Below are 14858 nucleotides of genomic sequence, written 5' to 3'. Positions count from 1 at the left end.
CTCGGCTGCACTCGACGCTGGCCTACGTCAGCCCGATGCAGTTCGAAGAAAACTGGCTCGCCGGCCAACGCCGGCAAGTCAACGCGTAGTCCAGCTATGGGATACGGAATTCAGGGGCAAGGTCACTTCTTGAACATGGCGGTCACCCATACCGGCGGCCTGAATACCTTGATGTTCAAGAGCCTGCTGGGGAAGATGGTCACCATTGCACGGGCGCACCAGGACGCTACAGCGCTGAAAGATGTCCTCGCGGCGCTCGCAAGTTCGCCCTGCCGCGCAGCGCTGTATACCGACTTCGACCTCAACCCGTTCATAAAGAAGAACGATGCCGACGGGCTTGCCATCGCGGGCATGCCCGTGATCGAAATCGAACTCAAGGTCCAGCACCTCCTCGAATTTCTCGCCTTCAACCTCGGTGAGAACTACCTCGCGATGTTCAGCAGGGATGAGCGCCTCTCGATGGCTCGCGTGATCGTCGAGAAGTCTGTCCCATGGCGGCTTGCGGAGGACGTGATGGCGCGGTTCATCGGCCGGGACTTCGAGTTCTTCATGCCTGCGAAACTGAATCTGGCAGAACTCACGACACATACGCCACCTCTCGAGAAGGACCTGTTGGCCATTTCGCGCGACTACGGCCGCATGCTGGTGATGATGAGGCAGCGGATCGTTCTCGAGGATCCGAAGGCGTACGACGCCGAACCGGACTATTCGCAAATGGGGTCCCAGCCCTTCTTCGAACTTATGCGGCAAAAGCACAAGCGCATGGTCGTCAGGGGCATGCACGACCTGATGCTCGAGACGACGAAAACGTATGCCGAGAGGGTCGGCTATGCCAATTTGAACAATGCCTGCCAAGCGGCCATTGACCGGCTTCCTAAGGAACGGATACCGCTCCCCAAGTACATCCCCGACTACATCGACAGTTGGCAGAAGAAGTCCCCGCCCGCTGACCGTAGGGCCAGCCTGGCGATCGAAGAGATCTTTGGCGCAGCAGCGGAAGGCGCGTGAGAGTAGCCCTGGCCGCGCGATCGCTGCAAGCCGCGGTGGCCTGACTCGGGGCCTGGGATCACCGCGCGCCTAGGTCCAATACTGTTCACTTTGAACGAGCGCGTTTGACTATTGGCTTGGTTGGGGCGGGGCGGTTCAGAGGGTCGCCCCTGCTGCGAAGTGGGAAGTTGGACATCTTGCGCTTTACTCCTCTCGGATTCGTCTTGCCTCGACTTTGGGCGCAGCGCCGGTGAGAGATCTCTTCCAGGACGGCGGCCATCCAGGCCTCACGCCGCCGAGGGGGGAATAGCGCTGGCGGCGGGCAATCGCCGTCTGAGGACATTCGCGGCCGCAGTGAATGACAAGTCTTCGCACGCCTGCGATGTTTGCTGCGCCGCCATCGTCATCAAGCGCCGGATGGCCGCATGCGCGATCAACAACGCGTAGAACTCCTGCCGCACCAACTCGGGTGTCTTGCTGCGCAGCGTCATTGCGTCGTTGAGATGGGTCTTGATCTCGCCGAGGGCCTGCTCGATCTTCCAGCGCCGGTGGTACAGCGCCGCCAGTTCTGTGGCCGGCGCTTGCGCGGGATCCAGTAAGTTCGTCAGCAGTCGGTACGTCGTGGCTTGGCCCTGGCTGCCGACAGCCCCCTTGATTTCATACTCGACGACGCGAACGACAAAAGCTTCGCTGCCGCCGAGCCCGCGCCTGGCATCGCGGCGCGCCTTGGTGCTGCCGTACAGGGTGCTGAGGTAAGAGCCGTCAGGCAGGACGCGCTCGACCGGCAGCAACAGGCAAGCTGATGCTGGTGACCAATGTGCAGGACATGGCCGCCGACGAGGTGGTGAGGCGCTACAAGGCGCTGGCCGACATCGAGCGCGGCTTCAAGGTGCTGAAGTCCGAGCTCGAGATCGCCCCGGTCTTCCACCGCCTGCCCGAGCGCATCAAGGCCCACGCCAGCATCTGCTTCATGGCGCTGATCCTGTACCGCGTGATGCGCCAGCGCCTGAAGCTGGCTGGCAGTGAGCTGTCACCCGAAGCCGCCTTGGCCGACCTGCGCCGAATCCAGCGCCACACCGTCAGCGTTGACGGCGGCGCGCCCATCCACGGCGTGTCTACCGTTCAACCCCGCCAGACTCAAGCCCTGGCCGCACTTCGCATCAAGAAACCGACCATCGACACCCAACTGACCCTGCTGTAGTGGCAATTCCGAAGGGCCAGCCTATACGGATCAGGCACTTACGGCGGTTGGTGTCGAACTCGGGCGCCCTTGTTGAAGATCGCCGCGACTTTTTTTGACAGCACCAGCAACGCCGCCGCCTCGGCCAGCGCACGGTCCTTGCGCAGCAGATCGCGCTCCAATTCCTTGATGCGTTTGCGGTCCGCACGCGTGGCCTGAGGGCTGGCGCGCACATCCTCGGGGTCGGCCAGCGCGGTGGTGCAACTGGCTCGCCACTTGTCCAATTCGGCCGGGTACACGCCGTGCTCGCGGCACCACGCGCTCTTGGCGGACTCGCTCATCGCCGCCGTCGTGATCACCGCCTCAAGCCGGGCGCCCGCAGTCCATGCCCGCCCAACCTTGCCATCTCGGGCGGGCATGGACTGTGCCTTCTCCAGCCACCGCTCCAGCGCACCCACCCCTACGCCCATTTCCCGCGACACCACTTCCAGCGGTTCGCTCTCCGGCGGCAGCAACCTCGCCACCGCCTTGTCCATGAATGCCTGTCCGTATCGAGCCAATTCCGTCCTTCATCGCCGCCCCCTGGGTTCTTCTATGGAGGCGGCAACTATTCTGACGCGGGGGGAGGAGCAACCATGACCAACACCGCGCTCGGCACTTGGCGCAGGCCTCCTCTTGTCTATGTCGTTGCGGAGTTGGTCATCTCCCCGTACTACTCGATGTCTGCAAAGGTCCCAGGCCTGCGCGATCCAGCTGGCGGAATGTGCTCGAAACGGCTGTTTGGTGTCGAACTCGGGGGGTCACTAATCAGGACCGAGTTTCCACCCATCGCCGTGTTCAGATTTGCAGGGCCAGCTCTCTTTCGCGCGCCCGCTTGAATCGTTCGCCTCAGCAAGAGAAGAATTGCGTCGACCATATATATGGCGGTGCGCATATGGCAGAATTGTCGAAATCCAGACCAACACCGATTGGATGATGCCCCGCCCAAAGCAGGATGGCCTCTTATATTTAGAGCGATATGCAGATGTTTTAGAGGCCCACAGAATCGATCTCGTCCCCGGCGCTCAATGGGTTGCATTGCGTAAACGCGATGACCTAGTCGAGGCTACCCGACAGGCATGGTCCCACGAGATGCCGCTTGCAATGGCAAATGCAATACCAACCAGGCAATATGAATATCTTCTCGGACGGCTATCCGCAATGAAGCTGGCGCAGCATTACGGCATACCAGCGTTATGGCTTCAGAGCACAGGTCGGCGCCCATGTTGGCCGAGCGGTCTCATTGGGTCGCTGAGCCACAGCAACACTCTAGTGGTCGCTGCGATGGCCCGCGAAGAGAAAGACATGACCTCCCTAGGCATCGATGTCGAAGCAGTTGTCCAGACAGCAGAGTCACATAGCGCTTTGGCATACTGCTTTACGCCGGATGAGCTGGAAATCCTGGCAGCCACTGCTGATGGACCGATACTAGGCTTCGCAGCTAAAGAGGCGCTCTTTAAAGCAATCAATCCCCTGACTCACGTATTCTTCGACTTCTTGGATGCAAAGATTGTTGGCATCGACAATAGCAGCATGCATCTTGAGCTATTGGTAGATGTCGGCCCAGGCCATTTGCGAGGCAGTAACTACAAGGCATGTTGGCGTCACTTTGAAGGCCATGTATTGGTCGCAGTCCGTCTTTTTGCGTAGTTATTGGCGCCGCATGAGCCTAAAAGCGCCTTCAGCCGCCCTCTCAGCCGAAACAGAGCAAGTCGACTCCTTATGTCGCAACCAACTTAATGCATCATGATCGAAGAAAACACCATTCCAGTAATTGTCTTTGGCGGCATTTGCAGCGAAAGGCTTGTATCTGTTGCCACCGCGCAGAATCTGTGCCGGCACCTTGAAGAAGCAGAACTATGGTTTTGGACACCTGAAGGGCCCGTAGTCGAAGCAAGCGCTTCGGATCTCCTTGCCCATGATCGGCCTTTCGAGCAACCATTTTCACCCAATAATGCCATGTTGGTGGCCGCGACAATTGAGAGCGCCATTGCTATTGCTCAATACCGCAGCAAATCCTTAATTCTCGGCTTGCACGGCGGGGCTGGAGAAAACGGAGAGTTGGCAGCGCTTTGTGAATCCGCAGGTGTTCCGTTCACGGGGTCCGGCAGTGCAGCTTCAAGGACAGCCTTCAACAAGATCTCGACTAAAGGGATTGCCGCCGAGATTGGCGTGCCATGCCTCGAAACCATTCACGTCCCACAGGGCGCTCTTCAACTGTGGCAACTAGAAAGCGCACTCCAACGGCATAGACGCCTGGTAGCCAAACCAGTATCTGATGGATCCAGCGAAGGGCTGATGTTCATCGACACAGCGGAAGACGCAATGGCGATCGGCCACCTCAGCCGCGCCTGTGATTATCTGATTGAGCCTTTTGCTGAAGGCATTGAGGCGACAGTAGGCGTCATCCAGACCGCAAATGGCCATGCCCCCCTGGAACCTATCGAAATACATTCTCAGACAGGCAAGAAATTTGACTATCAAAGCAAATATCTTGATCCAAAAACGGTAGAGCTATGCCCCTCTACTTTCAGCGCCAAAACAATTGCCGAACTCAAACACGCCGCCCTACGCGTGCATTTGGCCATCGGGCTGGAAGGCTACTCGCGAAGCGATTTTATCGTCACCGAAAGTGGCCCCGTGTTCCTGGAAATCAATACTTTGCCCGGCCTCACGGCCGCTTCGCTACTACCTAAAGAATTGGCGTACGCCGGAATTGGAATGAAAGAATTCCTGGTCTCCCAACTGCAGCTGGCACGAATTCGCGCGGGCAAGTAGCCGAACTTAATATCCCCCGACAGACGCTGGGGGTTCAGTGGCTCGCCAATGCAAAACTAGGCGCTGAACTTCGTCTGCTCGAATTCGGTGATTAGTTGTATGCGACGCCAAGCCCAAGAAAGGGCAATTAAGCACGCGTGCAAACTCCGAGTCCACGTGGGAATCGCCAATCACCAACAATTCTGAAGGCACCACATCGCTTTCCCGCATCACCACTTCACCCATCGAGCCACTTGGTTTTGGCGAGTGCGTTTGACCATCCAGCAGACGGTCGAACATCGAAGCGAGACCACTTGAGTTCACTGAGGCCTGAAGCGTTGCGCATCGCTTATTGGAAGTGATACTTAGCCGAATTCCTTCTTCGTCTTTAAGCCATTGAAGCATTTCAAGTATTCCGGGCAGGAGTGGCTCAGGAGACGCACGACATAGTCCAATATAAAGGCTTTCAAATCTATCCAAAAAATCAGGCAACTGTCGTTCTTGGCCAAAGGCCAGAAACATCTCCCCAACAGGACGACCAATGAGGGCCTTCACCGCTGGCGGTTCCACGCTCTTTCCAGTGATTTGGCACACAGCGGTCGTGAACGCGTTCGTGATGTGTTCATGAGAATCTACAACTGTGCCGTCCCAGTCCAGCAGGACGTGACGTACTCGACGATCTGCCAATGCACGAACCGCTATTCGAATTTCGCCAGTTCGACCATCGTCCGTTGAAGCAAACATACTCATAATGCCACCATTACTGATCCCTCATCGTCGGGTGCGCCAAATGGGCATTTGGCGTAGCTCCAGCGCCTGACAGGCTGCCAGCGATCTCCCAAGCGGCTCGCTCACCGATCATCATGCACGCCGAGTTTATGTTGCCAGACACGATTGAAGGCATGATTGATGCATCTGCGACGCGTAATCCATTCACCCCGTGGACTCGCATCCTGCTATCAACAGCCCCCCGCCCGTTGTGCCCCATGGCACAAGTTCCAGCCGGATGAAAGATGGTGGTGGCACAGCTTCGGATATAAGAATCGAGCGAAACATCATCCCGGAGATCTATTGCCGCAGGGAATAGTCTTGATTTGATGAGTTTCGATACATTCACGCCATCCAGCACCTTGGAAGCCAGCCGCAGCCCTTCTCTCAATGGCTGATAGTCTCGCGCATCAGACAAATAATTGAATCGCAGCCGTGGAGGGTGGCGTGAATCCGAGCTGACAGCCTCCACGCTTCCGCGAGAGTACGGTCGGAGACCGCATATTGACGTCGTTACCCCGCCAACGGAATGCAATCGCCCCGGCTGAGCCGCACTAAATGGGATCACGTGCATCTGTAAGTCTGGCGCAGGCAAGCCTGTTTCACTGTACGCGAAGAGGCCAACGACGCCCGCACCTACTGTCAATTCACCATCACGGCGCCAAACGTATCTCGTCCCTGCGCGAAGACGACGAAGCCAGCTTCGCTGAAGCGCATTCAAGGAATGTTTCTCGTCCGTTTCATGGGACATTCTCACTTGAATGTGATCCTGCAGGTTTGAACCAATCTCCGGATTGTCAACCTTGACTTGCACACCTATCCGTTCAAGCAAGCCAGCAGCCCCTATGCCTGACAGTTGCAGTAACTTTGGTGTATTAATGGCTCCGGCACATACCACGACCTCATTCCGACAATTGATTCTAGAGACGTTGCCGTTGGGCCCATGAACTTCCACGCCGACGGCTCGACCATTATCCAGGATGATTCTATTCACCTGCTGGCGAACCCTCACTTCCAAATTGCTGGGTTTTCTCCTTAGAAAGGCGCGAGCAGCAGAGGACCGAATGCCTCTTGCAGCCGTGAGTTGGAATCGACCTACCCCACTCAACTGACGCCCATTAAAATCCGCGTTGAAAGGGATGCCCAAGGCGACCGCATCCGATATGAATGCATCAAGAAATTCGTTTTTATATCTTGGGAATGCCACATCAAGACTTCCATCGCTGCCGTGGAACTCGTCTCTAATATCATGGTTTCTCTCTGAAGCCTGAAAAAACGGAAGCACGTTTTCATAATTCCAGGAGCTGTCTCCAAGAAGAGTCGCCCAGGAATCGTAGTCGCTGGCCGCACCTCTGATGTATACGAGTCCATTGATGGCGCTTGAACCACCCAGCACTTTCCCACGTGGATGTTCAATGACGCGCCCGTCCAAACCGTCCTCAGGTTCACCTTTGAAGCGCCAGCTATATCGACCATCAAACATGGTCCTGTAGTACCCAATAGGCAGCTTTAGCCAGGGATTCCAGTCCGAGGCCCCCGCCTCAAGGAGCAACACTTTCAGGTGTGGAATCTGAGCCAGGCGATTGGCTACGACACATCCGCTAGATCCCGCTCCGACGACGATAACGTCCCAGACTTCATTCTTATTCAACTTGCACCCCTTCAAGCTCAGACAGGATGGGCGGCGATGGCTCGCGGATGACCTTGCACCCGTGCATGGATTCCACCTCTGCAGCGCGGGCCAGATACGTTGCCAGGTCTCGCACCTTCAACATCACACTACACGTCGCAACAAAAGGAGGACCTGTCTCATCAATCAGATCACCCACAGCGAGGTGTTGTGCGACCTCCACCACGCCGGACACACCACGAAGCAAATCCATCGAAGTCGTCGCAGCCACGCGGCCGGGTTGAACACGCAGTAGAACTCGTCCTGTCCGATATTCAGGATTCGGCGCGCCAGGGGGCTGAGCAGGAAGGCGATCCTTAGTACGCAGGGATAGGCGAATATGTTCCGCCATGAGCGATAGACCACTTTCCAGCTCAATCATTCTCACAATGTCCGACCCCCCGGGGCGTCTCGCGACCTCTCCCAGAAGGAGTTCCCCATCCGCATTGAGCAATATTTCCAGGTGGAAGACGCCCTCCTTTGCACCGAGTGCATCTAGCGCGAGAGCACTCAATTCGATGAGACGGCTGTAATGCGGGTCCCCTTGCCTCAAAATACATGATCCATGAGCCAGTGAGGCTCGAAGGGGCGGGCGAAGATATTGTGATGCGGCAACAAATGTTGTCACCCCCGTATCACGCACCGTGTCAACGTGGAATTCGGCAACAACATCGATTGCATCTTCCATCACCAACAGCTCGACCGGCGTATCAAGCGCCAGCGACGATAGCGCCTTGATGTCATACCGATGGGTGCCAATGCAGCTGGCGCCCAATATCGGCTTTAGCACCTTGGGCCTGGTTGCAGTAGATAGAGAATTTTGGTCAACAAGAATCGAGTCAGCGCAAGGCAGCCCCGCGTCGCGCCACCTCTGCTTCATCACAAGCTTGTTTACGAATGGGAGCGTCTCATCAACGCTGGTTCCGGGTAGGCCAAGCTGCATACGTAGCAAGGCTGCGGTCAGCATCGTGGACTCATGCACCGAGAAAATGCCTCGGAGCGGGGTCCTGTAGTGCTGTTCCGCCAGCAATGAAGAAAGCTCTGCTACGTCTTTGGCGTCCGACACCCAAATAGCATTGGTGAGATGTTGTCCGGCCGGTTTACCTTCCCGCACCTCGACATATTCCACGCGATGCTGATCGAGCGTTGTACGCACCTGCTTTCCATTAGGGTTGAGAATGAAGTACATGTCTTCACCTCAGGTATTTAGTAAAGCGGCGATCAATGCCATGCGCACCCACATGCCGCACCGCGCTTGTTCGAAATAGTGCGCGCCAGGATGTGTATCGAAATCGACGGACAACTCATCAGTGCGCGGTCCGGGGTGAAGAACGGGAGGCATGTGTCCGTGATGCCGTTGAGCTGCCGCAGCGTCGATGCGATACCAACTGCCATCATCCACACAGACATTCGTTGACCGCATGCGGGTGTCGCGTGCGCTGTTGTGATTGGGATGATTGACGCCAATCGTCTCAACCAGATCGACACTTGAAAGCATCTCGTCGATATGCTCGACAAACCGGAAAGGGATGCGTTTTTCGTCCAATGTGCGAACCACCACTTCCGGGAAAACGGCGCCCTTGGGAAGCAGATACACGAGTTCTCCGACGTTCAGCGTCGATAGTCCGATACTGATGGCTTTCAGCGACCTGATATTGACATCACCCACCATTCCGATGCGGCGATTCCTCAACTCACCGAGAATGCCGCACATGGTCCAGATGTCGCCCAAGGCTTGCGTCGGGTGCTGCCCATAGCCATCCCCCGCGCTAATGACCGGCACTGAGCTGCAGCTGGCAGCGCGTAAGGCCGCCCCGGTTTCGTGGTGTCGAAGTACAACCAGGTCGACCAGCTCACTCGTGAAACGAACGACATCCTCAAGAGACTCTTGATAGAAATCGCCGGCTCTCGTTGTGGCCGGATCGCAGAACCCGACCACACTCGCGCCGAGGCGCTGGGCAGCCGCGTCGAAGTTCAAGCGGGTCCTTGTGCTCGGCTGGTAGAACAAGGTAGAGACGACGCGGCCAGGCTGGAGTTGCACGGCCTGGTCAGGCGGCAAACTGCGAAGCGAATCCGCAAGTTCAAACACCGCCCGAATCGCAGGTGCACTTAGCTCGTGCATGTCAATGATGTTCGGCGGCAGGAGAGACCGTGTCTCCCTGGCTTTGTCCTGGATCGCCGCAAGTGAGGCATTGTTTCGCGTTGAATTCGTGGTCATTTGCATTCGAAGGGAATAAGAGGGCCCATCGGAGGCATGTCGCGCCCCAATGCGGCAATCGATTGGTAAAGGGGATCAGGCAGTGGGCGGTTCAAAGACCGGAATGCTTGCTCCACCTCCTCTCTGGTCGCTGCGCCAAATGCCAGAAGTGCGGTTGGAACGTGACGCAGAAGAAAGGGCAGCGCAGCATCTGCGACCGACCATCCAGCCTCGTCGCACAGTGAGACGAGCGATTTGGCTTCGGTGGCGAGTTCCGGCCTACGCTTGATCAGAAGATCCATCGAGCGCAGCCAACCCTGATGCCATGGCGCGCCGAGGATGGCCCGGCCACCAGCGGCCTGTACCTTCTCGACCAGCGGCTCGGCGCTGCGCCACAGCAGGTCCATCTGCTTGGCCACGAGCAGCGTCATGCCCGGCGGGCTCCCGGCCGAGGCGAACACGGTCAACAGGGCCGGCGCATGGTTGCCGGCGATGCCCAGGGCCTGCCCGGTCAGCCGGTGCACGCGCTCGCTCCACGGCTGCCAGCATGCGGCGATCCGTGGAGCGTCGGCCGGGGTGCAGACCTCACCCTTGCTGGCCTGCGCTCGCCACCACAGGGCCCAGTCCGCCTCATGCAGCATCAGCGTGGGGTCGTCCAGCCCCAGCGCCTCCCGGGCGCGGTCGGCCAGCTCGAACCAGGGATCGGGATTCCGATAGTCGCTGAGCTGTTCGAGGTAGCCGATCTTCAACAGGGACCTTACCCGGACCCCGCTGCGCCGCAGGTGGCGGCCCACGGTGCGCAGCAGGGGCAAGCCACCATACAGCGTGGCCAGGTCTACCGTGCGCCCGCCGGCCTCCAGGAAGGCGTCCAGCACCTCATTCACCTCGCGCTCCGGTCGCTGTCTCAGGTGCAGGGTGCCGAGCACGAGGCGGTCAGCGCCAAACAGGCTGCTCATCGCGCTCAAGCCGTGAAGCGGCCGCGCAGCCGCTGGGCGGCGTCCTGAAGCACAGCGTCGTCCAGACCGAAGAAGAAGCGCACGCGCCCCGCTGCGGAGGGCCCGGCCACGTCACCCGGCACGCAGAGCAGGTGGTCCTTCTCGATCAGCGCATGTGCCGCGTTGCGGCCCTCGATCTCTGGGAGATGCGGAAACAGGTACACGCCGCCCATGGGCTTCTCCAGTTCAATGCCCGGTACTGCTGCGAAGAGGCTGTGGAGGCGCTCCATCTTGGCCTCGTAATGGGCCCGCACATGCGACAGATAGCCCACGTAGTCCTGCCGCAGGATGGCGATGGCCAGGCATTGCGCAGGGCTGGAGGGGAACATGTAGGAGTACAGCCCGGCCCGCCGGATCAACGCGACCACCTCGGGGCGCGCGGCCACATAGCCCACGCGGGCGCCGGTGACGGCAAAGCTCTTGGACATCGCATACAGCGAGATGACGTTGGGCGAGAGGCTCCGGGGAGAGACATGCCGGGCCTGGCCGAACACGAAGGTCTCGTATTCCTCGTCGCAGATCAGCTGCACACCGCGGTCTTCGCAAATCTGGATCAGACGGCGGAGATCGGCCTCGGAGAAAACATAGCCACAGGGGTTCAGCGGCGTGTTGATCAGGAGGGCCCGCGTGGCCGGTGTGATCCGCGCCAGCAGGGCGTCGAAGTCCAGCTCGCCGTTCATGCGATCGGCAAACAGCGGCCAGGAGACCGGGCGGGCGCCGACCATCTTGACGATGGAGTGGTAGTGCTCCCAGCAGGGGTCGGTCAGGATGACCTCGCTCCCTGGGTCGACGACGGCCATCAGCGAGCCCCAGAGCGCGCCGGCGCCCCCGGGGACGACGATGAGGTCGCTGGTGGAGGCCTCGATGCCGTTGAGGCGGGCCAGCTTGCCGCAGATCAGCTCGAGCAGCTCGCCATGGCCGGTGAATGGCGAATACTTGCTGAGAGCGCGCTCATCGAAGTCCCGCAGGGCCTCGCGGGGGTTGACCAGCATCTCGAAGGTCGGTTCGCCACCGGCCATCGGAATGACATCCTGCCACGCGGCACGCGCCGCGGCGCTGATGATGCCGGAGACGGCGGAGTCCGGGATGGACGAGAGGTGCTGGGAGAGAGTCACTTGCATGGGGACGTCCTTGACGATTGCAGGGCCGGCGACCTGGCTTGACGAGGCCGCCGGCACGGTGTGGGTTCTTGATGGGCAGGCTCGGTCTCAGGCAGGCACGCGCTCGTGCACCGAGTGCGTGGCGAAGTAGTTGGCCAGTTCCCGGCGCCACATGGCGTGCGTCTCGAAGAGGCTCAGCAGGCGCTGGCGCAGGGCCTGCACTGTCCGCCGGTCAATCCAGCGCTGCTGCCGGAAAATCTCCAAGGGGAAGAAGCCGTGCTCGCAATCGCGGTCCAGGTGGGCGTGCCACTCGAAGATGTCCACCACCGGTGCAGGGACCTGGTAATGGGTGCGCAGGCCGGCATAGGGATCGGTCTCGGGCGCGGGCGCCGGATCCAAGGGCGTCGACTCGTCGCGCATCAGGGCCACGGCATAGCTCAGCGGCCCGTCGCTAGCCAGCGCGCGGTACATATTGAGTACGGCCAGCGTGGACGGCAGTGGACGCATGGCCAGCAGCCGCTCGGGAGCGATCCAGTCCTTGAGCTTGTCGTACATCATCTGCCCGTGGTCGCACTCTTCCTTGAAGAACTCGACATAGTGCGCGCGCGTGGCCTCGTCGCCCGCAGTGGCCACCGCCAGCGAGAGCTCCTGGGGCACCTGGCGCAGCAGATAGCCGAGCTCGACCAGCCAGCCTTCGGCCACGGTCTGAGCGACCTCGCCTCGCGCGATGCGGACCTCCAGGTCGTTGCGCAGGCGGTCGTCAGCCTCACCAAACTTGACGCGGCAGACATCCGCCTCCAGGACCCAGAACGCCTGCTCCGCGCTGTACAGGTCCGGCTGCGGGCTCCAGCCCTCACCCTCAACGAGCAGATGGGCAGCCTCCAACTGCGCCAGCTGCCAGTCCAGGTCGGAGGGATCAATGTCGGCCGTCCGCGAGAGGGCGGCGGCATCGTGCCGGCCATCGAGAAGCGGTGCGAGCCGCGCGAACAGCGAGGCCTCGGTGGGCTGCAAGGCCAGCTGCTGGCCCCGATAGCTCAACTGCAGACCGCCGTTGCGCGTGCTCTGCCGGACCGCCGGCTTGAGCGCGGGTTTCAAGTAGCTCATTGTGCTTCCAGTTGGTTGATCAGTTCATGTCCAAGCGTCACCAGCGCATCGCGGAGCTCGGCCGGATCCGTGGTGAGCGAGGGCTTCAGCGTGATGCAATCGGTGTGCTTGCGCACGATCAGCCCGCGCTCCAGACAGCGAGCGACCAGCGCCACCGCAGCGGCCCTGGCCTCGTCCTCGTCGGCCAGGCCGCGCAGCTGGATGGCCCGGATCAGTCCGATGCCGCGGGTGGCGATCCGCGGGCCCAAGCGCGCGCCCATCTCCGCAGCCCAGCCATCGATCACCGATTCAAGCTGCGCGACGCGCTCCCGCGTCTGGGCCTCGTTCAGCAGCTCGCAGGTCGCCAGCAGGCCTGCCATCGCGGCCAGGGTGCCGCCGTTGGTGTAGTCGGCATCCCCCCACTCCAGCCCGTCATAGCGAGGCTTGCTGATGCAGACCGACAGGGGCATGCCGCCGCCCACCCCCTTGCCCAGCACCAGCAGGTCGGCATCGAAGCCGAAGTGGCGGGCCAGCGTGCCATCGGGCACCCAGCCGAAGGTCTGGCATTCATCGAGGATGACAGGGACGTCGAAGCGGTGGGCGCAGGCGATCACGCGATGCACGAGCTGCGCCATGCCCCGGCCCATGGTGACGCCGCTGGAGATCATCAGCGGGTCGATGAGTACGCAGGCCAGCGTGTCGTGCATGCGCTCGATCAACTCGCAGGCCGCCGCGCCGTTCTCGGCCGGCGAGTGCTCGAAGTCCAGCTCGAACTGCGGACGCGGCAGCGGGGCGAAGACGACGTCCTCATGACTGCCCACCAGCACCTCCGTGCGACGACTTCCCCAGCCACGCAGATGCAGGGACTGGGTGTTCTGCCCGAGGTAGATGCCGTCGAAGGTGAGCACGCGTCCCCGTCCACGTGCTCGACGCGCCATCTTGACGGCACACTCCACGCCGCTGGACCCGTCGCTGAGCCGGAAGTTGTAAGTCGTCAGCGCCTGCGGCACGAAGGGTGCCAGCGCCTGCATCGCCTGCGGATAGGCATCGTGCTGGAAGTCCTGGTCGGCAAAGGTCAGCGTGCCCAGCTGCTGCGCGATGGCGGCATTGATGCGCGGATGGCATTGCCCGAACAGCAGGTTCATGGTCTGGCTGCTGAGGTCCACGTAGCGCCTGCCGGCGGCATCCCAGACTGCGGCACCTTCGCCGCGGACCAGGCGTACCGGCTTGCCGGGCCGTGAGTTGCTCGAGAGGCGGAGCCCCGCCTCGTCGATGACGTCGTCGGGCCCGCGCATATCAGGCCGCCACCAGGGCTTGCGGCGCCTCGTGGATGAAGCCCTGCGAGCGCTCGAGGAAACGAGCCAGGCCGGCCTCCGGCGACAGGGCGCCAACGAACAGCGCGCTGTTGATCAGCGAACCCTGGGCGCCCAGGGCGTGGGCGATCTGGTAGTCGCGGGCATCGCGCACGCCACCGTCCAGCACCACGGGCACGGGCAGCTCGCAGATGCGCTCGAACTCCTGGGTGTCCACGATGCCGCGGCCTTCGCCGATGCCGCTGCCCATCACGCGCAGCAGCGGGCAGCCCAGCTCCATCAGCCGACGTGCATCGTCGTAGTTGTTGGCCAGCAAAGGCATGATGATGAGCTGGGGGAGCTCCTGCTTCAGCATCTTCACGGCCTCGATCAGCGCGGCATTGTTGGAGGTCTTCATGTCCGTGTTCAGAACTTCCAGCTTGACGACGCGCTCCCCCGTCAGGCGGTGGGCCAGGCGCGTCTTGGCGACGGCAGCTTCCGCAGTGGTCTGGTGGTTGATGTTCAGCATGATCACCATCTGGTCCACCGGATGCACCGCGGCCAGCTGGTCGAAGGTGACGCCGCCGAAGCCGATCATCAGGCCGTCACGCTGCGTGCTCTCGCTCAGCTGGTGCGTATTGATGGGCAGCACATTGGTCTGCGAAGCCGCCAGCATGCGCTGGATGGTGGCCAGGTCGACCTTGTGCATGTAGTTGCCGAAACAGTGCCAGATGCGGCTCATGCGCAGGCCGGCTACGTCGAAGAGAGGATTGCTTGCTTGTTTCATGGTT

The 14858-nt window shown here is 60.6% G+C and carries 13 protein-coding genes and 3 pseudogenes; 5 read left to right on the top strand and 11 right to left on the bottom strand.

The features are described from left to right. Positions 1-135 precede the first annotated feature (135 nt). Positions 136-1008, top strand: coding sequence for a hypothetical protein (locus ACG00X_RS23085; protein WP_394492016.1), 873 nt, complete (start codon positions 136-138; stop codon positions 1006-1008). A 266-nt stretch (positions 1009-1274) separates the two neighbouring features. Here the strand turns inward: ACG00X_RS23085 and ACG00X_RS23080 are convergent, their stop codons facing one another. Beyond that, the gene (locus ACG00X_RS23080; RefSeq protein ID WP_394492014.1) at positions 1275-1778 is read right to left on the bottom strand and encodes a transposase; all 504 of its coding nucleotides are present in this window, start codon (positions 1776-1778) and stop codon (positions 1275-1277) included. A 2-nt stretch (positions 1779-1780) separates the two neighbouring features. Here ACG00X_RS23080 and ACG00X_RS23075 point away from each other — a divergent pair. Beyond that, a pseudogene (locus tag ACG00X_RS23075) lies at positions 1781-2188 on the top strand (IS1634 family transposase); the annotation flags it as partial. A 63-nt stretch (positions 2189-2251) separates the two neighbouring features. Here the strand turns inward: ACG00X_RS23075 and ACG00X_RS23070 are convergent. Further along, positions 2252-2727 (bottom strand): annotated as a pseudogene (locus ACG00X_RS23070) (IS3-like element ISAzo10 family transposase); the annotation flags it as partial. A 412-nt stretch (positions 2728-3139) separates the two neighbouring features. On the opposite strand from ACG00X_RS23070, the pseudogene ACG00X_RS23065 reads away from it, so the two are divergent. The 3 genes and pseudogenes from ACG00X_RS23065 to ACG00X_RS23055 form a co-directional block, all read left to right on the top strand. Next, positions 3140-3484 (top strand): annotated as a pseudogene (locus ACG00X_RS23065) (hypothetical protein); the annotation flags it as partial. A gap of 27 nt (positions 3485-3511) precedes the next feature. Beyond that, entirely contained in the window at positions 3512-3856 is a 345-nt protein-coding gene (locus ACG00X_RS23060) for a 4'-phosphopantetheinyl transferase superfamily protein (protein WP_394492020.1), read from the top strand. Between the two features lie 96 nt (positions 3857-3952). Then, a complete protein-coding gene (locus ACG00X_RS23055) occupies positions 3953-4984 on the top strand; it encodes a D-alanine--D-alanine ligase family protein (RefSeq protein ID WP_394492012.1) in 1032 nt (343 codons plus the stop codon). Positions 4985-4990: 6 nt separating this feature from the next. Here the strand turns inward: ACG00X_RS23055 and ACG00X_RS23050 are convergent, their stop codons facing one another. The 9 genes from ACG00X_RS23050 to ACG00X_RS23010 all read right to left on the bottom strand — a co-directional run bounded on the left by ACG00X_RS23050 (position 4991) and on the right by ACG00X_RS23010 (position 14854). After that, positions 4991-5713, bottom strand: coding sequence for an HAD family hydrolase (locus ACG00X_RS23050; protein ID WP_394492010.1), 723 nt, complete (start codon positions 5711-5713; stop codon positions 4991-4993). 10 nt (positions 5714-5723) lie between these two features. Then, a complete protein-coding gene (locus ACG00X_RS23045) occupies positions 5724-7382 on the bottom strand; it encodes a GMC family oxidoreductase (RefSeq protein ID WP_394492008.1) in 1659 nt (552 codons plus the stop codon). After that, positions 7375-8589 carry an ATP-grasp domain-containing protein gene (locus tag ACG00X_RS23040; protein WP_394492006.1) on the bottom strand — a complete coding sequence of 405 codons (1215 nt, stop codon included), beginning with the start codon at positions 8587-8589 and terminating at the stop codon, positions 7375-7377. Before ACG00X_RS23040 ends, ACG00X_RS23045 begins: the two co-directional genes overlap by 8 nt. Positions 8590-8598: 9 nt before the next feature. Then, the gene (locus ACG00X_RS23035) at positions 8599-9618 is read right to left on the bottom strand and encodes an aspartate carbamoyltransferase (protein WP_394492004.1); all 1020 of its coding nucleotides are present in this window, start codon (positions 9616-9618) and stop codon (positions 8599-8601) included. Beyond that, positions 9615-10553 (bottom strand): aldo-keto reductase family protein, encoded by a 939-nt coding sequence (locus tag ACG00X_RS23030; RefSeq protein WP_394492002.1) that lies wholly within the window; start codon positions 10551-10553, stop codon positions 9615-9617. The genes ACG00X_RS23035 and ACG00X_RS23030 overlap by 4 nt, the downstream gene beginning before the upstream one ends. A 5-nt stretch (positions 10554-10558) precedes the next feature. Further along, a complete protein-coding gene (locus ACG00X_RS23025) occupies positions 10559-11713 on the bottom strand; it encodes a pyridoxal phosphate-dependent aminotransferase (RefSeq protein ID WP_394492000.1) in 1155 nt (384 codons plus the stop codon). 87 nt (positions 11714-11800) lie between these two features. Further along, positions 11801-12787, bottom strand: a complete 987-nt coding sequence (locus ACG00X_RS23020) for a hypothetical protein (RefSeq protein ID WP_394491998.1) — start codon at positions 12785-12787, stop codon at positions 11801-11803. 5 nt (positions 12788-12792) lie between these two features. Next, complete coding sequence (locus ACG00X_RS23015; RefSeq protein WP_394491996.1) at positions 12793-14070, bottom strand: aminotransferase class III-fold pyridoxal phosphate-dependent enzyme; 1278 nt, start codon at positions 14068-14070, stop codon at positions 12793-12795. A gap of 1 nt (position 14071) precedes the next feature. After that, positions 14072-14854, bottom strand: coding sequence for a hypothetical protein (locus tag ACG00X_RS23010; protein WP_394491993.1), 783 nt, complete (start codon positions 14852-14854; stop codon positions 14072-14074). Positions 14855-14858 lie beyond the last annotated feature (4 nt).

The sequence above is a fragment of the Pelomonas nitida genome, assembly GCF_043555975.1.
GTDB classification, from domain to species: domain Bacteria; phylum Pseudomonadota; class Gammaproteobacteria; order Burkholderiales; family Burkholderiaceae_C; genus Pelomonas; species Pelomonas nitida.
The sequence above is the reverse complement of the archived record's forward strand: the minus strand, read 5'-3'. Positions and strand labels throughout refer to the sequence as shown.